The 24,611-nt window shown below is 56.9% G+C and carries 25 protein-coding genes and 1 pseudogene; 16 read left to right on the forward strand and 10 right to left on the reverse strand.

Annotated features, from left to right (window positions below; all coding sequences use genetic code 11):
• The first annotated feature begins 60 nt into the window (after nucleotides 1–60).
• A complete protein-coding gene (locus EZJ17_RS08940; protein WP_067440074.1) occupies nucleotides 61–1,089 on the forward strand; it encodes an ACP S-malonyltransferase in 1,029 nt (342 codons plus the stop codon).
• 165 nt (nucleotides 1,090–1,254) lie between these two features.
• Here EZJ17_RS08940 and EZJ17_RS08945 read toward each other — a convergent pair whose 3' ends face one another.
• Together EZJ17_RS08945 and uvrA are read right to left on the reverse strand one after the other, a co-directional pair.
• The gene (locus EZJ17_RS08945) at nucleotides 1,255–2,295 is read right to left on the reverse strand and encodes a hypothetical protein (protein WP_151086449.1); all 1,041 of its coding nucleotides are present in this window, start codon (nucleotides 2,293–2,295) and stop codon (nucleotides 1,255–1,257) included.
• Between the two features lie 36 nt (nucleotides 2,296–2,331).
• Nucleotides 2,332–5,181 (reverse strand): excinuclease ABC subunit UvrA, encoded by a 2,850-nt coding sequence (uvrA, locus tag EZJ17_RS08950; protein ID WP_067444399.1) that lies wholly within the window; start codon nucleotides 5,179–5,181, stop codon nucleotides 2,332–2,334.
• A 348-nt stretch (nucleotides 5,182–5,529) separates the two neighbouring features.
• Here uvrA and mnmG point away from each other — a divergent pair, with 348 nt between their 5' ends.
• The 7 genes from mnmG (at nucleotide 5,530) to hslV (ending at nucleotide 12,065) form a co-directional block, all read left to right on the forward strand.
• Nucleotides 5,530–7,425: a tRNA uridine-5-carboxymethylaminomethyl(34) synthesis enzyme MnmG gene (gene mnmG, locus EZJ17_RS08955; RefSeq protein WP_067440065.1), complete on the forward strand. Its 1,896-nt coding sequence runs from the start codon at nucleotides 5,530–5,532 to the stop codon at nucleotides 7,423–7,425.
• Nucleotides 7,426–7,560: 135 nt separating this feature from the next.
• Nucleotides 7,561–8,619, forward strand: coding sequence for an AI-2E family transporter (locus EZJ17_RS08960; protein ID WP_067440062.1), 1,059 nt, complete (start codon nucleotides 7,561–7,563; stop codon nucleotides 8,617–8,619).
• Between the two features lie 124 nt (nucleotides 8,620–8,743).
• The gene (locus EZJ17_RS08965) at nucleotides 8,744–9,169 is read left to right on the forward strand and encodes a PACE efflux transporter (RefSeq protein WP_067440059.1); all 426 of its coding nucleotides are present in this window, start codon (nucleotides 8,744–8,746) and stop codon (nucleotides 9,167–9,169) included.
• A gap of 123 nt (nucleotides 9,170–9,292) precedes the next feature.
• Nucleotides 9,293–9,922 carry a 16S rRNA (guanine(527)-N(7))-methyltransferase RsmG gene (gene rsmG / locus EZJ17_RS08970; protein ID WP_067440056.1) on the forward strand — a complete coding sequence of 210 codons (630 nt, stop codon included), beginning with the start codon at nucleotides 9,293–9,295 and terminating at the stop codon, nucleotides 9,920–9,922.
• 58 nt (nucleotides 9,923–9,980) lie between these two features.
• The gene (locus EZJ17_RS08975) at nucleotides 9,981–10,754 is read left to right on the forward strand and encodes a ParA family protein (RefSeq protein WP_067440299.1); all 774 of its coding nucleotides are present in this window, start codon (nucleotides 9,981–9,983) and stop codon (nucleotides 10,752–10,754) included.
• 274 nt (nucleotides 10,755–11,028) lie between these two features.
• Nucleotides 11,029–11,403 (forward strand): hypothetical protein, encoded by a 375-nt coding sequence (locus EZJ17_RS10365; protein WP_067440050.1) that lies wholly within the window; start codon nucleotides 11,029–11,031, stop codon nucleotides 11,401–11,403.
• Between the two features lie 128 nt (nucleotides 11,404–11,531).
• Complete coding sequence (gene hslV, locus EZJ17_RS08985; RefSeq protein WP_067440047.1) at nucleotides 11,532–12,065, forward strand: ATP-dependent protease subunit HslV; 534 nt, start codon at nucleotides 11,532–11,534, stop codon at nucleotides 12,063–12,065.
• A 147-nt stretch (nucleotides 12,066–12,212) separates the two neighbouring features.
• On the opposite strand, the gene EZJ17_RS08990 is transcribed toward hslV, so the two are convergent.
• From EZJ17_RS08990 to EZJ17_RS09000, 3 genes are all read right to left on the reverse strand, one after another.
• Nucleotides 12,213–12,509: a hypothetical protein gene (locus EZJ17_RS08990; RefSeq protein ID WP_067440043.1), complete on the reverse strand. Its 297-nt coding sequence runs from the start codon at nucleotides 12,507–12,509 to the stop codon at nucleotides 12,213–12,215.
• The gene (locus EZJ17_RS08995; RefSeq protein ID WP_067440040.1) at nucleotides 12,506–12,928 is read right to left on the reverse strand and encodes a phage holin family protein; all 423 of its coding nucleotides are present in this window, start codon (nucleotides 12,926–12,928) and stop codon (nucleotides 12,506–12,508) included. The genes EZJ17_RS08990 and EZJ17_RS08995 overlap by 4 nt, the downstream gene beginning before the upstream one ends.
• Before the next feature lie 124 nt (nucleotides 12,929–13,052).
• Nucleotides 13,053–13,364 (reverse strand): ElaB/YgaM/YqjD family protein, encoded by a 312-nt coding sequence (locus EZJ17_RS09000; RefSeq protein WP_067440037.1) that lies wholly within the window; start codon nucleotides 13,362–13,364, stop codon nucleotides 13,053–13,055.
• A 467-nt stretch (nucleotides 13,365–13,831) separates the two neighbouring features.
• Here EZJ17_RS09000 and EZJ17_RS09005 point away from each other — a divergent pair, with 467 nt between their 5' ends.
• The 6 genes and pseudogenes from EZJ17_RS09005 (at nucleotide 13,832) to EZJ17_RS10970 (ending at nucleotide 17,887) form a co-directional block, all read left to right on the forward strand.
• On the forward strand, nucleotides 13,832–14,236 hold the full coding sequence (locus EZJ17_RS09005; RefSeq protein WP_231868035.1) for an EamA family transporter: 405 nt from the start codon (nucleotides 13,832–13,834) through the stop codon (nucleotides 14,234–14,236).
• Between the two features lie 61 nt (nucleotides 14,237–14,297).
• Nucleotides 14,298–14,795 (forward strand): acyl-CoA thioesterase, encoded by a 498-nt coding sequence (locus EZJ17_RS09010; protein WP_023887520.1) that lies wholly within the window; start codon nucleotides 14,298–14,300, stop codon nucleotides 14,793–14,795.
• 79 nt (nucleotides 14,796–14,874) lie between these two features.
• Nucleotides 14,875–15,258, forward strand: a complete 384-nt coding sequence (panD, locus tag EZJ17_RS09015; RefSeq protein ID WP_003824535.1) for an aspartate 1-decarboxylase — start codon at nucleotides 14,875–14,877, stop codon at nucleotides 15,256–15,258.
• Between the two features lie 177 nt (nucleotides 15,259–15,435).
• Nucleotides 15,436–16,191, forward strand: coding sequence for a 5'/3'-nucleotidase SurE (surE, locus tag EZJ17_RS09020; RefSeq protein WP_067440032.1), 756 nt, complete (start codon nucleotides 15,436–15,438; stop codon nucleotides 16,189–16,191).
• On the forward strand, nucleotides 16,188–16,853 hold the full coding sequence (locus EZJ17_RS09025) for a protein-L-isoaspartate(D-aspartate) O-methyltransferase (RefSeq protein ID WP_067440029.1): 666 nt from the start codon (nucleotides 16,188–16,190) through the stop codon (nucleotides 16,851–16,853). The genes surE and EZJ17_RS09025 overlap by 4 nt, the downstream gene beginning before the upstream one ends.
• An 87-nt stretch (nucleotides 16,854–16,940) precedes the next feature.
• Nucleotides 16,941–17,887: pseudogene (locus tag EZJ17_RS10970) on the forward strand (peptidoglycan DD-metalloendopeptidase family protein).
• A gap of 153 nt (nucleotides 17,888–18,040) precedes the next feature.
• Here the strand turns inward: EZJ17_RS10970 and prmC are convergent.
• On the reverse strand, nucleotides 18,041–18,853 hold the full coding sequence (prmC, locus tag EZJ17_RS09035) for a peptide chain release factor N(5)-glutamine methyltransferase (protein ID WP_067444387.1): 813 nt from the start codon (nucleotides 18,851–18,853) through the stop codon (nucleotides 18,041–18,043).
• A 655-nt stretch (nucleotides 18,854–19,508) separates the two neighbouring features.
• Between prmC and earP the strand changes: the two genes are divergently transcribed.
• Both earP and EZJ17_RS09045 read left to right on the forward strand, forming a co-directional pair.
• Entirely contained in the window at nucleotides 19,509–20,699 is a 1,191-nt protein-coding gene (gene earP, locus EZJ17_RS09040) for an elongation factor P maturation arginine rhamnosyltransferase EarP (RefSeq protein ID WP_067444476.1), read from the forward strand.
• Nucleotides 20,700–20,861: 162 nt separating this feature from the next.
• A complete protein-coding gene (locus tag EZJ17_RS09045) occupies nucleotides 20,862–21,650 on the forward strand; it encodes a DsbC family protein (protein WP_067440020.1) in 789 nt (262 codons plus the stop codon).
• A gap of 47 nt (nucleotides 21,651–21,697) precedes the next feature.
• Here EZJ17_RS09045 and EZJ17_RS09050 read toward each other — a convergent pair whose 3' ends face one another.
• From EZJ17_RS09050 to rnc, 4 genes are all read right to left on the reverse strand, one after another.
• Nucleotides 21,698–22,066, reverse strand: coding sequence for a DUF4298 domain-containing protein (locus EZJ17_RS09050; protein WP_067440017.1), 369 nt, complete (start codon nucleotides 22,064–22,066; stop codon nucleotides 21,698–21,700).
• A gap of 170 nt (nucleotides 22,067–22,236) precedes the next feature.
• Nucleotides 22,237–23,151: a GTPase Era gene (gene era, locus EZJ17_RS09055; RefSeq protein WP_067440014.1), complete on the reverse strand. Its 915-nt coding sequence runs from the start codon at nucleotides 23,149–23,151 to the stop codon at nucleotides 22,237–22,239.
• A gap of 85 nt (nucleotides 23,152–23,236) precedes the next feature.
• Complete coding sequence (locus EZJ17_RS09060) at nucleotides 23,237–23,668, reverse strand: hypothetical protein (protein ID WP_067440011.1); 432 nt, start codon at nucleotides 23,666–23,668, stop codon at nucleotides 23,237–23,239.
• A 136-nt stretch (nucleotides 23,669–23,804) separates the two neighbouring features.
• A complete protein-coding gene (rnc, locus tag EZJ17_RS09065; protein WP_231868034.1) occupies nucleotides 23,805–24,578 on the reverse strand; it encodes a ribonuclease III in 774 nt (257 codons plus the stop codon).
• Nucleotides 24,579–24,611 lie beyond the last annotated feature (33 nt).

The following is a 24,611-nucleotide window of genomic DNA, read 5'->3' on the forward strand; positions in this document are numbered from 1 at the left end:
GATTGGCATCTTGCAGACGGCACAGGTCGTCTGAAATCCATCACTTACGGGAGCAACATCATGGCTGAACAAAAACGCCTGCTTGAACAACTGCATAACGAACCTTTCGCCCTCTGCTTTTCCGGGCAGGGCTTTGATTGGATAAGCAGCCTGCGCGAGGCTTTGGCCGACGGGGCGCTGGACAGGGCAAACGAAGTGGCCGCTGCTGCTGCCCGAATCTTGGCACCAGTCGCAGAGCAGCTTGCCACCGCCCGCCCGCAGGGTTTCGAGCCGATCAAATGGGCGGAAAACGGCGCGGACGGCATCGATTTGGTGCGTGCCGCCGTGAGCGCGCCCGGCATTTTTCTGTCGCAAATCGCCAATCTGCACACGCTGGAAGCGCGCGGGCTGGACAGCGGCAAGACGGCGGGCGTTATCGGGCATTCGCAGGGCATACTCGGACGTTATCTGATGCGCGAGCCGCAGCACGCCGCCGAACTGCTGGCCTTGGCCGAATTGATTGGCGCGGCGGCCACGTTGCAAGGGCGTGCAACGGGCATGTATCTGCACGACGGCCTGCATCCGATGGTAATGGTGCAGGGCGTGAGCCGCGGGCAGCTTGCCGCCGTGATGGACGAACTGTTCCCCGCAGATTCGGCCGCCCGCCCGTGTATCGGCTTGCAGAACAGCGCGGACGGTTTTGTCGTCAGCGGCAAGCCCGAATCGGTGGCGTGCGTGTGCGGCGTGTTGTCGGACACGGTAAAAGACGCCAACGGCCAAACGCCCGAAAACCTGCTGTGGCGGCTGGACGTGGAAGTCGGTTTCCACCACCCCGCCATGCTGCCCGCCGTGGCGCAAGTGGCCGAATGGGCGGCCGCCTGCGGTTTGGACGTGGAACAAGCACGCGGCATCGCGCACAATATCCTGATGGATCCGGTGGACTGGGTGGCCGAATGCCACAGCATGGCTGCGCTGGGCGTGCGGCGGATTTTGGAAATCGGCCCCTCCGGCGGTGTGGCCATGCTGACGCAGGCGGTGTTGGACGGGGAAAGAATTGAAGTGCTGGATGTTTCCGGCGCGGAAGGCAAGGCGGCGTTGTTTGGCGGATAACGGCGGTTTCTGATTTTTAAAACTGCGGCTGCCGCCAAGTTAAGAAAAGGCTACCTGAAAACGAACGAAGTGAGTTTTAACTTCGTTGAAGCTCACGCTTTCAGGTAGCCTTTGGGTTGGTGGGTATGCAGGCTATGCCTTGTTAAATCTTCTTAGAATCTTCTTCTAATGGTAAAGAAAGCTGATTTTCAGTGAATTTTTTTGTTCTTTGAATTTTTTCCCTTGTTCCGTTTCAGTAAATATTTCGCCATCTATTTTTTGTAAAACTGTAAGTACAGAGTAAGATCGAGAGGATTCATTCCCAGTTTCATCAAATTTAATTTTTATTGCTAAAACGGCATCAATCATTGAACCATTTCTAAAATTTATCAATCCAGCACCAATATTTTCTTTAAAATCAGTGTCTTTCATACTAAAATCAATAATAATATTTTCTTTTTCATAATATCCGCGCCATTTATGTTTTCCTTTTACTAAACTTGGTGCATATATATGAATCCTAGCATTTTCATCGTAATCAAATAATATATCAGAATATATAATAAATTCTTTAAATTGCTTTTTTAAAACAGTACGCTTTTTATCAATCAGATTTAAATTAATATCGTAATGTGAATAACTAATGTAAGTTATTTTTGGATAGTCTAAAAGTGTTTTATAGAAATTGGATAAATGTTTTTTTATATAAATATTTTGACTTAAGATTTCAAAAAAAGAATCTTGCAGCATAGAAACCTTTTTATTGATTTCCTCAATACTGTTTCTTGTGGCTTCTTCATTAATAGCAGAAAGTTGCTTTTTAAGAATTTCTAGTTCTACTTTGCGCTTTTCAGCTTCTAATCGTTTATTTTCAATGTCCAGCTTTTTAGATTCAATATCTAAAATCTGATTTTCCTCGTCTATTTTTGACTTATAGGGTTTTACCGGAATCCTAGAAAAAATTAGGGCAAGAATAGATACTAGCAATGAAGCTGAAGCAATAATATTTGCATAAAATGTGGTTTGAAGCCATTCATCATAACTTCCCTCTCTTGCTGGAAGAGTTTCTAATCTGATTTGCTTGTTAATTCCTAATTCTTTTGAGATTGCCTCTATTATTGCTAGCATTTCTGCATCGCATTTATTTTTAATAAAGGCATCCATACCATGACTATCATCATGAAATGAATAGATAGTTTCAAAGTAGTTTTTATAAGAATTTTCCATAACGAATTACCAAGAAATTTAAGAAAACAAATCAAATTACAGAACCATCTTCAAATACTTCCCAGTATAACTCCCCTTAACCTTCGCCACTTCTTCGGGGCTACCTGAAGCAATAATCCTCCCCCCGCCATCGCCCCCTTCCGGCCCTAAGTCCACAATCCAATCCGCGGTTTTAATCACATCCAGATTATGCTCAATAATCACAATCGAGTTGCCTTTGCCTTTCAGACGACCTATGACTTCCAGCAGCAGGGCGATGTCGGCGAAGTGCAGGCCGGTGGTGGGTTCGTCGAGGATATAGAGTGTTCTGCCGGTGTCGCGTTTGGAGAGTTCCAAGGCGAGTTTGACGCGTTGGGCTTCGCCGCCGGAAAGGGTGGTGGCGGACTGGCCGAGGCGGATGTAGCCCAGACCTACGTCCATCAGGGTTTGCAGTTTGCGCGATACGGTGGGGACGGCGTCGAAAAATTCGCGGGCTTCTTCGACGGTCATGTCGAGGACTTGGCTGATGTTTTTGCCTTTGTATTGGATTTCGAGGGTTTCTCGGTTGTAGCGTTTGCCGTGGCAGACTTCGCAGGGAACGTATACGTCGGGCAGGAAGTGCATTTCGACTTTGATGACGCCGTCGCCTTGGCAGGCTTCGCAGCGGCCGCCTTTGACGTTGAAGGAGAATCTGCCGACGTTGTAGCCGCGTTCGCGCGAGAGGGGGACGCCGGCGAAGAGTTCGCGGATGGGGGTGAACAGGCCGGTGTAGGTGGCGGGGTTGGAGCGCGGGGTACGGCCGATGGGGGATTGGTCGACGTTGATGACTTTGTCGAGGTGTTCGAGGCCGTGGATGTCGTCGTATGGGGCGGGTTCTTCTTGGGCGCGGTTGAGTTCGCGGGCGGTGATTTTGGCGAGGGTGTCGTTAATCAGGGTGGACTTGCCGCTGCCGGATACGCCGGTGATGCAGGTAATCAAACCGAGCGGCAGTTCGAGGGTTACGTTTTTGAGGTTGTTGCCGCGCGCGCCTTTGAGGACGAGCATTCGGTCGGGATTGACGGGCGTGCGTTCAGACGGCACGGCAATGGATTTTTTGCCGCTGAGGTATTGTCCGGTAACGGATTTTTCGCATTTGGCGACGTTTTCGGGGGTGTCGGCAATCAATACGTTGCCGCCGTGTTCGCCTGCGCCCGGGCCCATATCGACGACGAAATCGGCTTCGCGGATGGCATCTTCGTCGTGTTCGACCACAATCACGCTGTTGCCCAAATCGCGCAGGCGTTTGAGCGTGGCGAGCAGGCGGTCGTTGTCGCGCTGGTGCAGGCCGATGGAGGGTTCGTCCAAAACGTACATCACGCCGGTCAGGCCGCTGCCGATTTGGCTGGCGAGGCGGATGCGTTGGGCTTCGCCGCCGGAGAGGGTTTCGGCGGACCGGCTTAAATTCAGGTAGTCCAGTCCGACGTTAATCAGGAAGCCGAGCCGTTCGGTGATTTCTTTGAGGATTTTTTCGGCGATTTGTTTTTTGTTGCCGTCTAAATCCAGCGTTTCAAAGAATTGGTGGGTTTTGGTCAGCGGCCAGGCGGAAACTTCGTGTAAAGGCTCGCCGCTGACGTAAACGTAGCGCGCTTCTTTACGCAACCGTGCGCCGCCGCAGCTCGGGCAGGCGCGGTGGTTTTGGTATTCGCGCAGTTTTTCGCGCACGGTTTCGCTGTCGGTTTCGCGATAGCGGCGTTCGAGATTGGGGATGATGCCTTCGAAGGCGTGGCTGCGGTTGAAGGTGGTGCCGCGTTCGGACAGGTAAGTGAAATCAATGACTTCTTTGCCCGAGCCGTGCAGCACGACTTTTTTGACTTTTTCAGGTAGCGTTTCCCAAGCAGCCTGCACATCGAAACCGTAATGCCGCGCCAATGATTGAATCATTTGGAAATAGAACTGGTTGCGCTTGTCCCAGCCGTCAATCGCGCCCGTTGCCAACGATAATTCAGGATGGGCGACCACTTTTTCGGGGTCGAAGAAATTGGTGTTGCCCAAGCCGTCGCAAGTCGGACAGGAACCCATCGGGTTGTTGAACGAAAAGAGGCGCGGCTCCAATTCGGGCAGGCTGTACGAACACACTGGGCAGGCGAAACGCGCGGAAAACCAATGTTCTTCGCCGCTGTCCATCTCCATCGCCAGCGCGCGTTCGTTGCCGTGGCGCAGCGCAGTTTCAAAACTTTCCGCCAGCCGCTGCTTGATGTCTGCCTTCACTTTCACGCGGTCGATAACCACGTCGATATTGTGCTTGATGTTTTTTTCCAGCTTCGGCACTTCGTCCAACTGATAGACTTCGCCGTCCACGCGTACCCGCGCAAAACCCTGCGCCTGCAAGTCGGCAAAGAAATCGACAAACTCGCCCTTACGTTCGCGCACCGCCGGCGCCAGAATCATCACGCGCGTGTCTTCCGGCAGCTTCAACACGGCATCGACCATCTGCGACACGGTTTGGCTGGATAGCGGTAGATTGTGTTCGGGGCAATACGGCGTACCGACGCGGGCGTACAAAAGGCGCAGGTAGTCGTGGATTTCCGTTACCGTGCCGACGGTGGAACGCGGGTTGTGGCTGGTGGATTTCTGCTCGATGGAAATCGCGGGCGACAGGCCTTCGATCAAATCGACATCGGGTTTGTCCATCATCTGCAAAAACTGCCGCGCATAGGCGGACAGGCTTTCGACATAACGACGCTGCCCTTCGGCATACAGCGTGTCAAACGCCAGCGACGACTTGCCACTGCCCGACAGCCCCGTGACCACCACCAGCTTGTGGCGCGGAATGTCCAAATCGACGTTTTTCAAATTATGCGTGCGCGCGCCGCGGATGCGGATGGTGTCGTTGTCGCGGGTGTGGTGTGGGTGGTTGTGATTGCACATGATGAAGTCGGAAAGCTCGAATAAAAAGAAACCGCGTATTGTAACACTTTCAGCTAGCTTCTTACCTCACGCTGCAAACCGAAAAGGCTACCTGAAAGCCGTTTTTCAAACACACAACTTTTTCAGGTAGCCTCTATCCCAGCACGGGCTACCTGAAAAATGAGCAAAGCGAATTTCGCCAAAACGAGATTTCCGGAGGAAGCCGAGTTTCTGCGGAGCTAAAACAATATTTGGGAGAAGCCAAGGCAGGGTTTCTGCCAAGCTCAAAACCCATTCCTGTTTTTCAGGTAGCCTCATCCGGCGGCAAAACCGCGTATAATCGCTTGATTTTTTGCTACCCACACAATCATGCCCACCATCCTCTACCCCAAAACCTACGACGTTATCGTCGTCGGCGGCGGACACGCAGGCACGGAAGCCGCGCTCGCCGCCGCACGTATGGGCGCGCAGACGCTTTTGCTCACACACAACATCGAAACGCTCGGACAAATGTCGTGCAACCCCTCCATCGGCGGCATCGGCAAAGGCCATTTAGTACGCGAACTCGACGCGCTCGGCGGCGCAATGGCGTTGGCCACCGACAAATCCGGCATCCAGTTCCGCCGTCTGAACGCCAGCAAAGGCGCGGCGGTTCGTGCCACGCGCGCGCAGGCGGACCGCATCCTGTACAAAGCCGCCATCCGTGAAATGCTGGAAAACCAAGAAAACCTCGACCTTTTCCAGCAGTCTGTTGACGACCTAACGCTGGACGGCGACCGCATTTCAGGCGTAATCACCGCGATGGGCGTGGAATTTAAAGCCCGCGCCGTCGTGCTGACCGCAGGCACGTTTTTGTCCGGCAAAATCCATATCGGTTTGGAAAACTACGAAGGCGGCCGCGCCGGCGATCCCGCCGCCAAATCGCTCGGCGGACGTTTGCGCGAATTGAACCTGCCGCAAGGTCGTCTGAAAACCGGCACGCCGCCGCGTATCGACGGGCGCACGATTGATTTCTCCCAGCTCACCGAACAGCCCGGCGACACGCCCGTGCCCGTCTTTTCCGTGCGCGGCAACGCCGATATACACCCGCGCCAAGTGTCCTGCTGGATTACGCATACCAATTTGGAAACACACGAAATTATCCGCAGCGGCTTCGACCGCAGCCCCATGTTCACCGGCAAAATCGAAGGCGTCGGCCCGCGCTACTGCCCGTCCATCGAAGACAAAATCAACCGCTTCGCCGACAAAGACAGCCACCAGATTTTCCTCGAACCCGAAGGCCTGACCACCAACGAATACTACCCCAACGGTATCTCCACCAGCCTGCCGTTCGACATCCAAATCGCGCTCGTGCGCAGCATGAAAGGCCTTGAAAACGCCCATATCCTGCGCCCCGGCTACGCCATCGAATACGACTACTTCGACCCGCGCAACCTCAAAGCCAGCCTCGAAACCAAAACCATCCAAGGCCTCTTCTTCGCCGGACAAATCAACGGCACGACCGGCTACGAAGAAGCCGCCGCACAAGGCCTGATCGCAGGCGCAAACGCCGTGCAATACGTCCGCGAACAAGACCCGCTCCTGCTGCGCCGCGAACAAGCCTACCTCGGCGTATTGGTGGACGACCTCATCACCAAAGGCGTGAACGAACCCTACCGCATGTTCACCAGCCGCGCCGAATACCGCCTGCAACTGCGTGAAGACAACGCCGACATGCGCCTGACCGAAGACGGCCACAAAATCGGCTTGGTGGGTGAAGCGCAATGGCGCATGTTCAACGAAAAACGCGAAGCCATCGAACGCGAAATCCAACGTTTGAAAACAACGTGGTATACGCCGCAAAAACTCGCCGAAGCCGAACAAATCCGCGTGTTCGGACAAAAACTCAGCCGCGAAGCCAACCTGCACGACCTCCTGCGCCGCCCGAACCTCGACTACGCCGCACTGATGACGCTCGAAGGCGCAGAACCCGAGTGCAGGCTGCCTGAAAACGTGATTGAGCAAGTCGAAATCCAAGTCAAATACCAAGGCTATATCGACCGTCAAAACGAAGAAATCGACAGCCGCCGCGACATCGAAACCTTAAAGCTGCCCGACGACATCGATTACAGTAAAGTCAAAGGTTTATCCGCCGAAGTGCAGCAGAAGCTCAACCAGCACAAACCCGAAACCGTTGGGCAAGCAAGCCGCATCTCCGGCGTAACCCCAGCGGCGGTGGCATTGCTGATGGTGCATTTGAAGCGCGGGTTTAAAGATGCGAAATAGGGAGCAGATACTTTAACTGTACAATAAGCCAACCTATTCGGTTTCAGGTAGCCTGTTTAATCTCATCCCGAGAAAGGCTACCTGAAACCCGATTCCCGCTTTTCAGGTAGCCCCACCCTTTACCCACACCACATCATGCACACCGAACACTCCAAATTCCGCACAGCTTCCTATATCCTGATGGCCGCCGCGCTGCTGATTATCCTGCATTTCCGCTTCCTGCCGCTGTTGCTCTCCATCATCCTCACCTACATTTTCATCAACCGCACCAACGGCCTGATTTTGTGGATGCGCCACCGCCTGCTGCCGCACAACACCTTCCTGCACCGCTCGCTCAATGTGCGCAACATCAACCTCGTGTCCGCCACATTCACCATCAGCCTGGTGCTCTTGGCCATCACTTTGATGGCGTTGGGTGTGTACCGCCTGATTCACAGCGGGCACATCACAGTGATGCTGGCCAAGCTCGCTGCCATTCTGGCCGACACCAAAAACAGCGGCGAGCTGCCGCCCGCCATTTTGAACATGCTGCCCGAAAATCTGGCCGAAATCAAAGCTGCCGCCGCCGAGCTGCTCACCGAATACGGTGCCACGCTCACCCGCATCAGCAAAAACAGCTTCACTTCCTTCGTGTACGTGCTCATCGGCGTGATTATCGGCGCGCTGCTCAGCTTCCACCGCCTCAACACCCGCCGCAGCCGCCATCAGATGCCGCCGTTTAAAGCCCAGCTGGTACGGCGCATTACCAACTTCCAAACCAGCTTCGAGCGCGTGTTTATCGCCCAGGTGAAAATCTCCTTAATCGATACCGCCGTTACCGCAGTGTACCTGTATCTGATTCTACCCGCCTTCGGCGTGGAGCTGCCTTTCCGGCTCACCGTGTTGGTGATTGCATTTATGGTGGGGCTGGTGCCGGTGGCCGGCAATCTGGTATCCAACACGGTCATCATCATCCTCAGCCTGGGCGCGTCGCTCTATGTGGCCGCGGCTTCGCTGGTGTTTTTGGTGGTGGTACACAAGCTGGAATATTTCCTCAACGCCAAAATCATCGGCTCGCAAATCGAATCTAGCGCATGGGAATTATTGCTGGTAATGGTGGTGTTCGAACGCATTTTCGGCATCGGCGGCATCATCATTTCGCCAGTGTATTATGCTTATTTGAAGAACGAGCTGAAGCAGGCAGAGCTGATTTAGCTGGATGGGGCTACCTGAAATTCGGCAAGCCGCAGCTATTTAGAGTAAAGAGTAAGAGGCTGCTTGAAAGTTTCAGGTAGCCTCTGCGCTATAATATCCATCCTTCTCCCACGCGAGCCGAATCGTGAGCTTCTTCGAGCGTTTTATCCATGCCCTGCTGTTTGAAACCGGCGCGGTGCTGATTTCTGCCGTGGCCGTGCTGCTGTTTGGGCTTTCCCATGCCGGCACGGCGTTTGGCATGAGCGTGGCGGTGTCGGTAACGGCGATGGTGTGGAATTTCCTGTTCAACTGGGGGTTCGACAAAATCTTCACCGGCCGGCGCGAGCGGCGCGGTTGGGGTGTGCGGATGTTGCAAACCGGCGCATTTGAAGGCGGGCTGCTGTTTTTCACCACGCCGCTGATTGCCTGGTTTCTGCACATTACGCTGTGGCAGGCGCTGCTCACCGACATCAGCCTCACCCTCTTGATTGTGCTCTATTCCCTGGTTTACAACTGGGCGTTCGACCACATCCGCGCCTATTGGCTGGCCAGTCGGTACAAGGTTTCCTAGCTGCCAGATTTTATTCTTTGTATAGATGGAGTAAAATCCGCCCAACATTCCAACAGGCTACCTGAAACAGCCGAAACCTTTTCAGGTAGCCCTAATCTTTATCCAAAATTCAAACACACAATTATGGACAACAAACAACAACTGCAAGAAGGCTTAGCCGCCCTCGGCCTCAACCTTTCCACCGCCCAGCAGCTTTTGCTGCTCGAACACGCCTCGCTGCTGCAAAAGTGGAACCGCACTTACAACCTTACCGCCCTACGCCGCAACGACCAAATCATCAGCCGCCACATTCTCGACAGCCTCACCCTGCTGCCCTATGTGAAAGAAGCGAAAACCCTGATGGACGTAGGCTCCGGCGGCGGCATGCCCGGCATTCCCACCGCCATCTGCCACCCCGACCTGCAAATCACCCTGCTCGATGCCAACACCAAAAAAACCGCCTTCCTGCAGCAAACCGTGATTGAGCTGGGCTTGAGCAACGTTACCGTGGCCGCCGGCCGTGTGGAAACCATCTACGATAAAAAAGTAGACGTGGTAACCAGCCGCGCCTTTGCCGAGCTGGCCGATTTTGCCGCGCTCACCAAACACCTGCTCAATGAAAACGGCTATTGGGCCGCCATGAAAGGCGTGTATCCCTACGAAGAAATCGAGCAGCTGCCCGCGAATATCGAAGTGGTGTCTGTCGATAAGCTCGACGTACCCTTGCTGGAAGCCGAGCGGCATATGGTGATCATGCGCCCAAAGCGTGCATGAATCCGTAATTAGCCTGAATTTCCAGCTTCCCCAACCCCTCCCATAGAAAGGCCAGATGATGAGCGCTACCGTTATCGCCATAGCCAACCAAAAAGGCGGCGTGGGCAAAACCACCACCGCCGTCAATCTGGCCGCTTCCCTGGCCGAACGCAAACAGCGCGTGCTGGTGGTTGATCTCGACCCGCAGGGCAACGCCACCACCGGCAGCGGCATAGATAAAAGCAGCCTGCGCAGCGGCACTTATCAAGTGCTGCTCGAGCAGGCCGCAGCCGCCGATTCCCGCCTCAAAAGCCCGCACGGCCGCTACCACATCCTCGGCGCCAACCGCTCCCTGGCCGGAGCAGAAGTGGAGCTGATTCAGGAAATCGCCCGCGAGATGCGCCTCAAAACCGCCATCAAACCGCTTTTGCCCGAATACGACTACATCCTCATCGACTGCCCGCCCACCCTCACCCTGCTCACCCTCAACGGCCTGGTGGCTGCCGACCGCCTCATCGTGCCCATGGTGTGCGAATACTATGCCCTCGAAGGCATTTCCGACCTCATCGCCACCGTGCGCAAAATCCGCAAAGCCATCAATCCCAAGCTCGATATCCTCGGCATCGTGCGCACCATGTACAACCCGCAAAGCCGCCTGTCGCTGGAAGTGGGCGAGCAGCTGGAAAAACACTTCTCCCGCCTCGTGTTCAACACCATCATCCCGCGCAACGTACGCCTGGCCGAAGCCCCCAGCCACGGCATGCCCGCCCTGGCCTACGACCCCAGAGCCAAAGGCAGCATCGCCTATCTGGAACTGGCCGACGAAGTCATCGCCCGCTGCAAAGCGGCCTAAAGCCAGTGGGAAAGGCTACCTGAACCCCCGTTTGACAAGCCCCGCCTTGCTTTGTAAAGTCCCATTTTCCCACCCTCACGGAGATGCCCATACGCACTCTGTTTAAAGCCCTTGCCGCCTTCGCACTCACCCTGTTTATTGCCGCCTGTTCCGGCGGCGGCACGCCCGAAAAAACCGCCGAGCAGTTCATCCGACAGCCACCTCATCCGCGAGCTCAGCCGCAACCGTTTCTCCCACATCGGCATCGTGGTGCAAACCCAGCCCGAAGTATGGATTGCCCACGCCACCACCGACGACGATCCCGCCCATCCCAACCAAGTCCTGCTCACCCCGCTGGCCGAATTCGCCGCGCCCCACCTCTCCCGGCAGACCGCCTACGCCCGCTCCCGCTTCCTCAGCCACGAACAACGCCGCGGCCCAAGCCGGCCGCCCCTTCCGCCTCACCGCCCGCACCGAACAGCCCTACTACTGCACCATCCTCCTGCTCGATGCCGTACGCACCCAAGAACCAGCCTTCAATCCACCCTGGCAACATATCGACCTGGCCGTATTCCGCGGCGAATATCTCTTTCCCGAAGCCTTCGCCCAAAGCAATATCGAATGGCTCGCCCTCATCCCCACCCAAGCCGCCACCGCCAATGCCCGCTAGAGCAGACAACCCGGCTTTCAGATAGCCTCATCTCGCGTTGGGGCTACCTGAAAAATTGAAATCCGCGCCGCCGCCCTAATCTGCCGCCCATACCCACCATTTAAAAACCATTGCAAAAAGGAAGCACCATGCAGCAATTCGACGGCACCACCATCGTTTCCGTACGCCGAGGCAACCAAGTCGCCATTGGCGGTGACGGACAGGTCAGCCTGGGCAACACCATCATCAAAGCTACCGCGCGCAAAGTGCGCAAACTGTATAACAACACCGTTTTGGCCGGATTTGCCGGCGGCACGGCCGATGCATTTACTCTGATTGAGCTTTTTGAAGCCAAATTGCAGAAACACCAAGGCCGGCTCACGGTATCCGCCATCGAGCTGGCCAAAGAGTGGCGCACCGACCGCGCCCTGCGCCGCCTCGAAGCCATGCTGATTGTGGCCGACAAAGACAACACCCTCATCATCACCGGCAACGGCGACGTACTCGAACCGGAAGGCGGCATCGCCGCCATCGGCAGCGGCGGCTCCTACGCCCAGGCTGCCGCCCGCGCACTGGTGGAAAACACCGAGCTGCCGCCCGAAACCGTGGTGAAAAAAGCATTGGAAATCGCCGGCAGCATCTGCATCTACACCAACGACCAGCACACGGTGGAAACACTTTAAGCACCGGCCGAATGTAAGAAAGGCTACCTGAAAACGGTTCAAACCGGTTTTCAGGTAGCCTTTCTGTTTCGCACCAACGACTTTGCGGCTCACCTATAGGGGGAAAGGAACAGGTTTCAGGTAGTCTTTGGCCATCAGCCCCAATATTTATTTTCCCTTTTTCCTTTTCTCCGGTTCGCTGCTCCACCAGCGCCACAGCAGGCGGCCGAATTTGGGCAGCAGTTGGCGTTGTTTGGGGGCGGGTAGGACGGCGGCTTGCCACAGCAGCATGGCCAAAGGCAGGCTGTCGGCCAGTTTGAGCCAGTCGATGGGCTTGCCGGCGCGGTTTCGGCCTTGTTGGCGCAGGTTTTCGCTGCGGATTTTCAGGCGGGCGAGTTCAGCCTGCAGGGCGAGAAGTTCGCGCTGCTGCGCTTTGCTGAGCGGCTGCTGAGACTGTGGATTCATTCTGGCTGCTCCGGCGCGGTGTCGGCAGGCGGGGTGTTTGTGCCGGCGGTATGGCCGCGCAGGGTGTCGAGGTCGCGGCGCATGTCGGCGAGGGTGGAGACTACCTGAACACCAGCCTGCCGCCAGCCAGCTAGGGCGCGGGAGAGTAAGAACCAAGCGATAAGCAGGAGCAATACGGGCAGGCTGAAAAATACCCAGATTTTGACGTGTACAGGCAGGACGGCATCGAGGCCGAAGAAGAGGCTGATTAGGGCGGCGAGCAGCAACACGCTGCCGGCGAGCAGGGTGGCAGTGATTTTGATGAAGCCTGTGGCTTGGCCGGAAAGGTCGATGCCGAGGATTTGCAGGCGCAGCAGCAAGAGATCCGCGCCTTGGTTGACGAGGAAGCGGATGTGGTTGATGTTGTGTTTGAGGCTCATGCGGCGCTCCCGTTCGGATGGGGATAGAGGTGCCAAATAGGCGGGCAACGCTATGCTCTGCCTATTTGGCGCAATGATAAAACGCCCGCCTGCACAGGGCGGGGCGGGCGGCTGGGGGCAAGGATTAACGGCGGTTGAGCAGCACGCCCACTACCAAGCCGGCGAGGGCGGCGAAGCCCATGGCGTAGTAGGGTTTGTCTTGCACCAGTTGGTCGGCCTGGCGGGCGGTTTGTTTCACGCGCTCGGCAGCCACTTCTTCAAAATCGCCCAATTTGCGCTGGGCGGCCTGCAATTTGCGTTGCAGCTTGCCGCGCAGCTGCTCGGCTTCTTTGCTGCCTTCTTCAACGCCGCTGTGGTACAGCTCTTCCACGTCATCGAGCACGGCGCGCACTTCTTGCAAGAGCTCTTCTTTCTGCTGGTCAAAATCTTTACTCATGTTTTAATCTCCTGATTGGGTTGGGGGAGAGCGGCATTCTGTCTGCCGCTTGGATTTATATAAGGCGGAAGGTCGGCTTATCAAGGCTGAAACCTTTACAAAATTCCATCTTCGGCACATTTCTTCGCCTCGCTTCTCGAATGCCTGAAAATATTCCAATCTTATCTGCATATTCTGCAATGCTACCACTTTGAACTGCACTCAACTCCGGGGTTTTGCAAAGGTCTCAGGCTACCTAAAATTCTGCACCGTATTCCATAAGCCAATAGAGTGGATTGATTTCAATTTTGCCACAATGTTGGGCTGCAGTTCGCCGATTGGTATCGATAGGGTAGTTAATTCATTATATAATCACACTTTTCTGTATTCACTCCCCGGGTGTTTGTGTCTGACTTGAGCAAAGGCGTGGTGTTGTGCCTGCTGTCGCAGTTGCTGTTTAGCGTGCTGTATCTCTGTTTAGCCATTGGATGCAGCCGATTAGCGGTACGGATGTGTCTGCGCTGCGCATGGTGATGACAGCGGCAGGGTTGTGGCTGATAATGACGTGGACGCTCGTTCTGGCAGCAATGCCGCGTTTTGTGCAACAGTTTCTCACCAGCCCGCGCCGTTGGCTGCTGTTGCCGCTGTTGGGCGGCTTGAGCGCGGTGTCGATGTCGCTGAACATGAAATCGGGGCTGCTGCTGCCGATCAACCTATTTGGCATGCTCAGCTATGTGGAGCCGGCCTTGCTGTTTTTGCTGGCGGTGTTGGTGCTAAAAACGCCGGTGCAAGCCTCTGCCTACATCACCTACGGCCTGATTTGGGCGGGGCTGCTGCTTTTGGTGGTCAACGGCTGGCGGGGCATGCAGAAATCGCACCATAAACAAGTTTAATCAAACCATGCTGCATTAATAGCATAAAATAATTCTTTTATCTCACGCACCGAGGAACACCATGACCGAATCCCACACCCGCCAGCTGCCCGCGCACGAACTGGTGATGTCTGAACTGATGATGCCCAACGCCGCCAATTTCAGCGGCAATGTGCACGGTGGCGAGCTTTTGCGCCTGCTCGACCAGGTGGCATATTCCTGCGCCAGCCGCTACAGCGGGCACTACTGCGTTACCCTGTCTGTGGACAAAGTATTGTTTAAAGAGCCTATTCACGTGGGCGAGCTGGTTACGTTCTACGCCAGCGTCAACTACACCGGCCGCACCTCTATGGAAATCGGCATCCGTGTGGAAGCGCAAAACATCCGCACCGGCCAAGTGCGCCACACCAACAGCTGCTATTTCACCATGGTGGCCATGGAAAACGGCAAGCCCGTGCCCGTGCCGCCGCTGCAAATCACCGGCGAACGCCAGCGCTGCCGCCACGAAAAAGCGCTGCAGCGTAAACAGCTCAGCCTGCAAGCTTCTGCTTCCCTGCCCTGCGGCTGCGGAGCAGAATAAGGCTACCTGAAAGCAGCCAGCAGCCTTTAGCCCGCGTACCGCTTGCGATAAAATACCGCTTTTTTCCAGGATTCCCGATATGTTCCGAACTTTGCTGGGCGGCAAAATCCACCGCGCCACCGTTACCCGCGCCGATTTAAACTATGTAGGCAGCATTACTGTGGATTTGGATCTGCTGGATGCGGCGGGCATCTGCGTGAACGAGAAAGTGCAGATTGTGAACAACAACAACGGCGAGCGGCTGGAAACCTACACCATCGCCGGCGAGCGCGGCAGCGGCGAAATCTGCCTAAACGGCGCGGCGGCGCGGCTGGTGCAGCCGGGCGACGTGGTGATCATCATGTCGTACGTTTTGCTCTCCGAGCCGGAAATTGCCGCACACCGGCCGAAAGTGGTGCTGGTGGATGCGCAAAACAAAATCCGCGACGTGATCGACTACGAGCCGGCCAATACCGTTTTGTAAACACCAAAGGCTACCTGAAAGCAAGGCCTTAGCAATGCCGAGCTTGGATTTTGTGTAGCCAATGCGGCCACTTTAACAGCGCCAAAATCCCAAATCCAATTTCAGGTAGCCTGCTGCCCCATTTGCAGGCTACCTGAAACCCCAAATCACCCGTTTTCAGGTAGCCCCAAGCCAACCATGAATATCCTCATCAGCAACGACGACGGCTACCAAGCCGAAGGCCTCGCCATTCTTGCCCGGGTGGCCGCCGAATTTGCCAACGTACGTGTGGTCGCCCCCGAGCGCAACCGCAGCGGCGCCAGCAATTCGCTCACGCTCGACCGCCCGCTACGCATTCAGGAAGCCGCCAACGGCTTCTATTTTGTGGACGGCACGCCCACCGACTGCATCCACCTCGCCCTGCACAGCCTGCCCGATTTCCAGCCCGACTGGGTGTTTTCCGGCATCAACCACGGCGCGAATATGGGCGACGACACCCTCTATTCCGGCACCGTGGCCGCCGCCACCGAAGCCTATCTGCTCGGTATCCCCGCCATCGCCTTTTCGCTCAACGACAAAAGCGGCCGCTATTGGCACACCGCCGAACAGGCCGTGTGGCGGCTGCTTACCCATCTATTTGCCGTGCCCAAGCCCGCCGCGCCCGTGCTGTGGAACGTCAACATCCCGGCGGTGCCGGAAAACCAAATCCAAGGCATCACCACCGTGCGCCTGGGGCGGCGGCATCATCAGCAAAGCGTGGTGGCCGCCCGCAGCCCGCGCGGCGAGAATGTGTATTGGATTGGCGCAGCCGGTGCAGTACTCAGCCGCGAAGACGACACCGATTTCACACAAAACGAAGCCGGCATGATCACGGTTACCCCGCTCTCCGTCGATTTAACCGACCACGCCGGTTTAGGCGGCGTGGCGCAATTCTGGCAGGATACCGAGCTATGAACGCAGCACACGCCTTGGGCAGCTTCGATTGGCGGCGACGCAATATGGTGCAGCGGCTGGCCAAAATGGGCATCAGCCGCGCCGACGTGCTCGCCGCCATGGGCAACGTGCCGCGCCATGTGTTTGTGGAAGAAGCCCTGCGCTCGCGCGCTTATGATGATATGTCGCTGCCCTTGGGGCTGGGGCAAACCATTTCCCAGCCTTATACTGTGGCCGTGATGACCCAGCTCATGCTTGGCAACGAAACCACGGAAAATTTCGGCCCGGTGCTGGAAATCGGCACCGGCTGCGGCTACCAAACCGCCGTGCTGCAAGCCGTTGGGCTCAAGCAGATTTATTCGGTAGAGCGGCTGCAGGCGCTGCACGAAAAAGCCAAACACAATCTGCGCACCGCCCGTTTGCTTGGCGGTACGCGGCTGGTGTGCGGCGACGGCTACCTCGGCCTGCCCGAAGTCGCCCCGTTCAACGGCATCCTCGTGACCGCCGCGCCTGCCGAAGTGCCGCTGCCACTGCTGCAACAGCTCGCCGTGGGCGGCCGCATGGTGATCCCGCTGGACGAAGGCGGGCAGCAATACTTGTGGCTCATCGAAAAAACTGCCCACGGCTTCCACGAAACCTGCGTGCACGAAGCCCGCTTTGTACCGCTGATTAACGGAACTTAACCGCGATAAACGCCGCCCAACCTTGCATGAAACCGCACGGATTGCTTATGATTGCGCTGTTTCCGTGCACAGAAAGCCCGTATCCCCATGAATCAATTGTTTACCTTCCGCACCCTTCCCCTCGCCCTCACCGTTTTCCTCGGCGCCTGCTCCCTCACCCAGCCGCCCGCCCCCGTAGTGTCCGGCAACGGCGCAGGCTACGGCAACAACTACGGCGGCAACACCGCCGCGGCCGACAGCAACCCCTACGGCGCGCAGCCTTACAGCCCGCCTGGCGCCACCCAATCCGCCAACACCACTCCCTACACCCCGCCCGCAACCAGCACCGCTCCTGCCGGCGGCAGCGGCTACACTCCGTCTTACGCCCCGGTGGACGTAAACGCCGCCCAGCACACCGTAGTGCGCGGTGACACCGTGTATAACATCGCCCTGCGCTACCGCATTAGCCAAGACAATCTGCGCGCTTGGAACAATCTGTCCGACAACAACATCAGCGTCGGCCAAGTATTGCGTGTGAAGCCCGCCGGCTACACTCCGCCCGCTACTGCGCAAACCCCGCCGCCCGCTACTCCGCCGCGCACCGCCCCGCGCCGCCCACTCCCCGCCCGTCGGCTAACACTGCGGCCACCCCAGCCGCCACGCCTTCCGTATCCGGCAGCACCCGCAGTGCCGCCGGCATCACCTGGCAGCGCCCCACCGCCGGCAACATCCTCACCCGCTTCGGCGGCAGTGAAAAAGGCATCAACATCGGCGGCACCGCCGGCCAGCCCGTCGTGGCCGCTGCCGACGGTAAAGTGGTGTACAGCGGTTCCGGCCTGCGCGGCTACGGCAACCTCATCATCGTACAGCACAACCAAACCTACCTCACCGCCTACGGCCACAACCAGCGCTTGCTCGTGCGCGAAGGCCAAACCGTGCGGCGCGGCCAAAGCATTGCCACCATGGGCAACAGCGATAGCCAGCGCGTGCAGCTGCACTTCGAGCTGCGTAAAAACGGCCAGCCGGTAGACCCGCTGCAATATATCCCGAACTAATCCCTCGGGCGAAACAAAGGCTACCTGAAAACTGCAAACCGGTTTTCAGGTAGCCTTTTGAGTGTGCCGATACAATAAAGCTGCTTATCTCCGTGTATAACGGAAGTACTGCGCAGACGAAGCAGCAAGCCAAGGCTGTATACAGTATGCTAGCTATACCGCCTTCCGCCCGATGCCCACCCTATCCAGCCCGGCCAAATCGCGCAGGGTTTCCACCTGCTGCCAGCCGTGTTCGGCCAACATGCCGCGCACGGCTTCACCTTGGTTCCAACCGTGTTCCAGCAGCAGCCAGCCGCCGGGTTTCAGGTAGCCTTGAGCTTGGGCGGCAAGGGTGCGGATATGGCTGAGGCCGTCGGCAAAATCGGTGAGCGCGGCGGCGGGCTCGAAGCGCAGGTCGCCTTGAGTCAGGTGTTCGTCGCCAGCCTCGATATAAGGCGGATTGCTGGCGATGATGTCGAACAGGCCTTCTGCCGCGGGCAGAGCCGCAAACCACGAGCCTTGTGCCCATTCGATGCTTGCGCCCAGCGCGGCGGCATTGGCTTGCGCCACGGCCAGCGCATCGGGACTGATGTCGGAAGCGCGTACGGCGGCATCGGGGCGTTCCAGCGCTACGGTGAGGCCGATGATGCCGCTACCGCAGCCTAAATCCCACAGCCGCCCGCCCGGGGGCAGGCGTGCAAGTGCGGCTTCCACCAAAAGCTCGGTTTCGGGGCGCGGAATCAGCACGGCGGGCGACACGCGGAAACTTCTGCCGTAAAACTCGCGGCTGCCGAGCAGATAAGCCATCGGCTCGCCTAGGCGGCGGCGGGCGGCCAGTATGTCGAGCACGGCGCGTTGCGGCTGCGGCAGCTCGTCGCCGCTGCGGCTGATGAGTCGCACATGAGAGATGCGGCACACGGCTTCCACCAGCAGCCGCGCTTCCAGGCGGGGCAGACGGCAGGTATCCAGCCATTGTTGGAAAGTCATGATTGCTTCTTTAATCAATAAAACGGCAGCTATGGTAGCCGAAACGGCGGCGCGGCAAAAGGCTACCTGAAAGCGTCGGTTCGGATGCAGTTTCTAACCAAGCTAAAAATGATGATTACCATTGAAGCGGCATTTTCAGGTAGCCTCCAGCTCCCGCAAGCTTAGAAACGCTTTTCCCTGCCAAACAGGCCATTTTTGCTATCATCATTGAGTGATGCAGCAATGCGCAAGGCTACCTGAAATTTAGTCGGTTGCCTGTGTTCCAACGGCATTTGCCCCCAACCTGTTCGCCCCATCTGCCGCAGGCAATAATCTGCCAAAAAAACGCGGCTATTGCAGCTTTATCCCTTACCCACAAAAGCTGTGGAAAACTTTGTGGAAAACCCCGTGGGAAGCGTAAGATTTCCTGATAAATCAGGCCTTGGCTTAGGTTGCGTAAAAAATGCCCAATTTTTATAAAAAATATAAATATCAATATGTTAAATGAAAGCGAAACTTGTCAAGCAGCAGATTTGAGCCTTTATGCCAATCCGAAAGCGGCTTCCTTAGCTCTTTGTGGGAAAACCAAAAAAATTTCTGCCAAAACGCTTGACAGAGCGCGTAGCTAACGTAAATTGCCGTCCTGTCTGAAGATTTGCCCAGCGAAAGATTTATCGTGCCATCAAACCCGTTTTTTTCACCCAAACATACTGACACCCCGCCTGCCGCCTGGTTGTTTTGCCGCGTGATCGACAACTACGGCGACATCGGCGTTTCCCTGCGGCTGGCACGCCGGCTGAACGAAGCCGGCTTTCAGGTAGCCCTCTGGCACGACCATCCCGCCGCACTGGCCAAACTGCTCGGCGAAGCCCCGCCGCCTGTCGCAATTCGGGCGCACCATTGGCAGGGCGATGCGGCTGAAAGCATTGCGGCCGAATTGGCTGCGGTTGCGCCCACCTTGGTGATTGAAACCTTCGGCTGCGATTTGCCTCCCGCCGCGCTTGCCGCCGTCCGCACACACCGCCCGCTGTGGCTCAATTGGGAATACCTCAGCGCCGAACCTTGGGCGGAAGCCATGCACGGCAAGCCTTCGCTGCAAGCCGACGGCACGGAAAAATATTTTTGGCTGATGGGTTTTAGCGAAATCAGCGGCGGCCTCCTGCGCGAAGCAGGCTACCTGAAAAAACAGCAGGCCTTTCTCGCCAACCCCGCCGCCCAAGCCGCCTTGCGCCGCCGCTTGGGGCTACCTGAAACCCCGCGCCGCGCCGTGCAATGTTTCTGCTTCGGCTATGCCGGCGCACAATGGGCCGATTGGCTCGCCGCCTGGCAGGCAGCAGGCGAAGCCTTAGACGTATGGCTGGCCGACCGGCAAATTATCCACAGCCTGCGCCAAGCCGGCACGATTCCCGAACATGCCCTGCGCAAGCCCGGCAGCGTGTGGCAGGCCGGTGCGGTGCGGCTGATCCGCATCGGCTTTGTGCCGCAGGCCGAATTTGACGCCGTGCTGTGGCTGGCCGATATGGCCATCGTGCGCGGCGAAGACAGCTTCGTGCGTGCCCAGCTCGCCGGCAAACCTTTGCTGTGGCATATCTATCCCCAGGCCGAGCAGGCACACCTGCCCAAGCTGCACGCCTTCTGGCATAAAGCCGCCGCGTTTGCCCCGCTGCCTGCCGCCCACCAAGCCCTCTCCGACGACCTGAACCACGTTGCCACGCTCACACCCGCCGCCCGTGCCGAAAGCTGGCGGCAACTGCTGCAACAGCTGCCGCCATGGCAGCAGGCCGCCGAGCAATGGCAGGGCGAACTGCTGCGCCAGCCCGATGCCGTAGAACGCGTATTGGCGCGTTGGCCGGGGATAGTGGGCTGAAGAAAACATTGCTGCTGCTCAAACAGTTTCAGGTAGCCTTTCAAAGGCTACCTGAAAACCAATCCGGGCAATAAATTACATTTACACACCGTAAAAGCCTACCCGCGCAGATTTCGGTATAATGCGCCCCTGTTTTAACAACCACCTAATGAGAACAAACCAATGAAGCACACCCTCTCCGCCATCTTGCTGGCCGCGCTGCTGCCTCTGGCCGCCTGCAACGCCCAGCCCGCCATGCAGCAAAACGCCTCCAGTGCTGCCGCTTCGGCCGCCTCCGCGCCCGCCGGCAGCCCCGAAGCCGTTATCCGCAACAAGCTCACCCAAACCTACGGCGACCAAGGCCTGGAAGTGTTGAGCGTTACCCCCGCTCCCGTAGACAACCTATATGAAGTGTTCTTTTCTGGCAATCAGCTGGTGTACATGACTGGCGACGGCAACTATATGTTTACCGGCGATTTGATCGATGTGAACAAACGCAGCAACCTTTCCGAAACCCGCCGCGAAGAGCTCAACCGCATCGACTTCTCCACCCTGCCGCTCGATTCCGCCATTAAAGAAGTGCGCGGCAACGGCAGGCTGAAAGTGGCTGTGTTCTCCGACCCAGATTGCCCCTTCTGCCGCCGTTTGGAAAAAGAATTCGAGCAGATGACCGACATCACCATCTACAATTTCATGATGCCCATCCCCGATTTGCACCCCGCTGCAGAAGCCAAAGCTGTGCGCATCTGGTGCAGCCCCGACCGCACCGCCGCCTGGATCAATTGGATGCGCAAAGGTACCGTGCCGCCCGAATCCGCCGGCTGCGAAAACCCGGTGAAAGAAACCATGGCGCTGGGCAACCGCTACGGCTTCAACGGCACCCCCACCATGGTATTCCCCAACGGCAAAGTGGTGCCCGGCTATATGCCGAAAGATGCTTTGCAGCAAGCGTTGGAAGCCAACCAGAAATAAGGCATATGCCCAAACAAAGGCTACCTGAAATTTCAGGTAGCCTTTGTTTATTCATCGGTTGCTGCCGGGTCGAAGTGGAAGCGGTTTTGTGGGTCGAGCTCGTGGGTGGCGGCGCGCAGCCAGGCCCAGGATAGATCGTATTGCTGCTGGAAGGCGTTCCACAGGGCATCTTCGCTCATGATGCTGTATTCGCCTTCGGTGGCCAGGGAAACGGGCAGGCCGTTTTCGATGGCTTGGTGCAGCGGCATGTATTCGCGGTCGTAGAAATCGGACATTTCGCGCATCAGCTGCATAGCGTGCTGCCATTGCTCCTGGGCAGCCTCCAGTTCGGGCAGCAGGCGCTCCCATTCGCGGTAGAGGGCTTGGATGCGGTTGATGCGCTCTTGGGCGGCTTCGGGGGTGATGGGGTGCGACATATGGCCTCCGGTGGGGATGGTTGGATGGAGTGATGGGTGGCGGTGTGTTGCCGATACGGGCGGTTAGCGGGCAGAAGGGTTGAGGCTACCTGAAAGCTTGAGCTTCAACGCAGTTAAAATGAGCGAAGCGAATTTCTGCGCAGCTAAACGTGAGTTTCAACTAAGCAGCCCTATAGACCAAATTCTTGCAGGAAGCGGGCATCATCTGCCCAGCCGGATTTCACTTTCACCCAAACTTTGAGGAATACTTTGGTTTCAAATAGTTTTTCCATATCTAGCCGGGCTTCGGTGGAGATTTTTTTCAGTTTTTCGCCGCCTTTGCCGATGATGATGGCTTTTTGACCGTCTTTGTCTACCAACACGGCGATGTAGATGCGGTATAGCCCGTCTTCTTCTTCAAACTGTTCCACCGCCACGTTGGCGGCATAGGGCAGCTCTTCGCCGAGGTGGCGGAACAGTTTTTCGCGCACGATTTCGGCGGCGAGGAAACGGGCAGAGCGGTCGGTTACCGCGTCTTCAGGGTAGAGCGGCACGCCCTCGGGCAGGTGGGGGCGCAGGATGGCGAGCAGCTCGCCGATGCGCAGCCCATGTTTGGCGCTCACGGCCTCTACGCCGGCAAAATTAAATTCTTGCTGCAGCTGTTGGATAAAGTCGTCGAGCTCGGCTTTGCTTTTGGCACGGTCGATTTTGTTCACCACCAAAATTACGGGCAGGTGTTTGGGCAGTAGGCGGATCACGGCGCGGTCGGCTTCGCTGAAACGCATGGCTTCCACCACGAAAGCCACCACATCTACGCCGCCGATGGCTTCGGTAACGTTTTGGTTGAGCCGGTCGTTGAGCGCGTTGCGGTGGCGGGTTTGGAAGCCTGGAGTGTCCACGAACACGAATTGGGTGTCGGCATCGGTGTAGATGCCGGTGATTTTGTGGCGGGTGGTTTGGGCCTTTTTGCTGGTGATGCTGATTTTCTGGCCGATGAGGTGGTTCATCAGCGTGGATTTGCCTACGTTTGGCCGGCCAACGATAGCCACGAAGCCGCAGCGGAAGGCGGTTGGATGTTTGGTGTTGGAATAATTCATGTTGTTCATATGGATATATTTTCAGGTAGCTTGTGCGGAATGCTCAATAGGCTACCTGAAAACGTGGGCTTCAACAAAGCTAAAATATAGCGGCTTAGTTTTTAATGCGAACTTTGTCTTCTGGGTTGCCGAACACGATTTCGGGCAGATTCCACTGTGCCATGAGCTTGTTCAATGCTTTGATTTTCACCATGCGCACGGGTTTGCCGGCCAGAATGGGGGCGTTGATGGCGAAGCGGTTGATGCCGAGCAGGAAGTTAATGCACTCCTGAACCAACATATCGTTGCCTTCAAAGCGGATTTCGGTGGCGCTGGTAAGCATACCGGTGCCTTTGGCCCACACGCCTTTGTCGTTCAGTTTATAGTCGTTTTCCTGCGCCCACTCCTGCCATTCTGGCGAGCTTTCCGCTCCTTCAGGCACATGGATGCGCAGTTCAGGATGGTCTTTTACCGCGTTTTTGGAAGAAAACCATAAGAAGAAAATGCCGATAAAGGCGCCGAATAAGACGCTGAATACAAAAACCATGATTGAATCCTTTATTAAGTTGAAAATGAGTAGCTATATATAATACGCCGTTTTCTATCAGTAAATCCTGCCAGTAAGGCTTGTTTGCATTAGCTCAAACATTATTGGCCTGAACGATGGCGGCATCAGCAGCGATTCAGGCACGGGATTGGCGGTGTTTTTTGTTTTTGCCGGGCAGGGGGTGGTGCTCCTGCAGCCAATCCAGCGCCTCTTTGGCCGCGGCCTGCTCGGCAGCACGGCGGCTGGCGGCTTGGGCGCGGGTGATGTGGGCGAGTTCGCCCAAGTCGCAGGCGATGTCGAAACGAGCGTCGCAGCCTTCGCCGGATTGGTGCTCGATGCGGTATTTGGGCAGGGGTAGGCGGCGGGCTTGCAGGGCTTCTTGGAGCAGAGTTTTCGGGTCTTTGCCCTGGTTGCTCAAGTCGATGTTGGCGATGCGCTGGGCAAACAGGCGGAGCACGGTTTGCTCGGCGGCGGCAAAATCGGCATCGAAGCTGATGGCGGCCAATAGGGCTTCCACGGCATCGGCCAGGATGGAGGGGCGGTCGAAACCGCCGCTTTTGAGCTCGCCCACGCCCAAATACAGCGCATCGCCCACGCCCATGCTGCGGGCGATTTCGGCGAGCACGTCTTGGTTGACCAGATTGGCACGCAGGCGGGAGAGTTCGCCTTCGCTGTAGCCGGGGAAGGCGTCGAATAGCATTTTGGCCACGCTGTAATCGAGGATGGCATCGCCGACAAACTCGAAGCGTTCGTTGTTTTGGGCGCTGTAGCTGCGGTGGGTGAGCGCCTGCTCGAAGAGGCGGGAATTCTGGAAGCTGTGGCCGAGGTGGCGTTGCAGCTCTTCGCCGGCTCGGGCGCGGCGCGGATCGGGCTTCGGGAGCTTGCGGGGTTTGGCGGTGGGTTTGCTCATGATGGCGGGATTATATCGGGTTTGGAGGGAGAG

Origin of the sequence: Eikenella exigua (assembly GCF_008805035.1) — a bacterium.
Taxonomy (GTDB): Bacteria; Pseudomonadota; Gammaproteobacteria; order Burkholderiales; family Neisseriaceae; genus Eikenella; species Eikenella exigua.

Bases quoted from the DNA above. Each gene is read 5' to 3' on its own strand.
- EZJ17_RS09005 (WP_231868035.1), top strand. From the start codon at position 13,832: ATGCAGCCGATTAGCGGTACGGATGTGTCTGCGCTGCGCATGGTGATG.
- surE (WP_067440032.1), top strand. From the start codon at position 15,436: ATGAATATCCTCATCAGCAACGACGACGGCTACCAAGCCGAAGGCCTC.
- hslV (WP_067440047.1), top strand. From the start codon at position 11,532: ATGCAGCAATTCGACGGCACCACCATCGTTTCCGTACGCCGAGGCAAC.
- EZJ17_RS08975 (WP_067440299.1), top strand. From the start codon at position 9,981: ATGAGCGCTACCGTTATCGCCATAGCCAACCAAAAAGGCGGCGTGGGC.
- EZJ17_RS09010 (WP_023887520.1), top strand. From the start codon at position 14,298: ATGACCGAATCCCACACCCGCCAGCTGCCCGCGCACGAACTGGTGATG.
- EZJ17_RS08995 (WP_067440040.1), bottom strand. From the start codon at position 12,928: ATGAGCCTCAAACACAACATCAACCACATCCGCTTCCTCGTCAACCAA.
- EZJ17_RS08960 (WP_067440062.1), top strand. From the start codon at position 7,561: ATGCACACCGAACACTCCAAATTCCGCACAGCTTCCTATATCCTGATG.
- EZJ17_RS09000 (WP_067440037.1), bottom strand. From the start codon at position 13,364: ATGAGTAAAGATTTTGACCAGCAGAAAGAAGAGCTCTTGCAAGAAGTG.
- EZJ17_RS09025 (WP_067440029.1), top strand. From the start codon at position 16,188: ATGAACGCAGCACACGCCTTGGGCAGCTTCGATTGGCGGCGACGCAAT.
- EZJ17_RS08945 (WP_151086449.1), bottom strand. From the start codon at position 2,295: ATGGAAAATTCTTATAAAAACTACTTTGAAACTATCTATTCATTTCAT.
- era (WP_067440014.1), bottom strand. From the start codon at position 23,151: ATGAACAACATGAATTATTCCAACACCAAACATCCAACCGCCTTCCGC.
- EZJ17_RS09045 (WP_067440020.1), top strand. From the start codon at position 20,862: ATGAAGCACACCCTCTCCGCCATCTTGCTGGCCGCGCTGCTGCCTCTG.
- mnmG (WP_067440065.1), top strand. From the start codon at position 5,530: ATGCCCACCATCCTCTACCCCAAAACCTACGACGTTATCGTCGTCGGC.
- rnc (WP_231868034.1), bottom strand. From the start codon at position 24,578: ATGAGCAAACCCACCGCCAAACCCCGCAAGCTCCCGAAGCCCGATCCG.
- EZJ17_RS08940 (WP_067440074.1), top strand. From the start codon at position 61: ATGGCTGAACAAAAACGCCTGCTTGAACAACTGCATAACGAACCTTTC.
- prmC (WP_067444387.1), bottom strand. From the start codon at position 18,853: ATGACTTTCCAACAATGGCTGGATACCTGCCGTCTGCCCCGCCTGGAA.
- panD (WP_003824535.1), top strand. From the start codon at position 14,875: ATGTTCCGAACTTTGCTGGGCGGCAAAATCCACCGCGCCACCGTTACC.
- EZJ17_RS09050 (WP_067440017.1), bottom strand. From the start codon at position 22,066: ATGTCGCACCCCATCACCCCCGAAGCCGCCCAAGAGCGCATCAACCGC.
- uvrA (WP_067444399.1), bottom strand. From the start codon at position 5,181: ATGTGCAATCACAACCACCCACACCACACCCGCGACAACGACACCATC.
- EZJ17_RS09060 (WP_067440011.1), bottom strand. From the start codon at position 23,668: ATGGTTTTTGTATTCAGCGTCTTATTCGGCGCCTTTATCGGCATTTTC.
- EZJ17_RS08990 (WP_067440043.1), bottom strand. From the start codon at position 12,509: ATGAATCCACAGTCTCAGCAGCCGCTCAGCAAAGCGCAGCAGCGCGAA.
- rsmG (WP_067440056.1), top strand. From the start codon at position 9,293: ATGGACAACAAACAACAACTGCAAGAAGGCTTAGCCGCCCTCGGCCTC.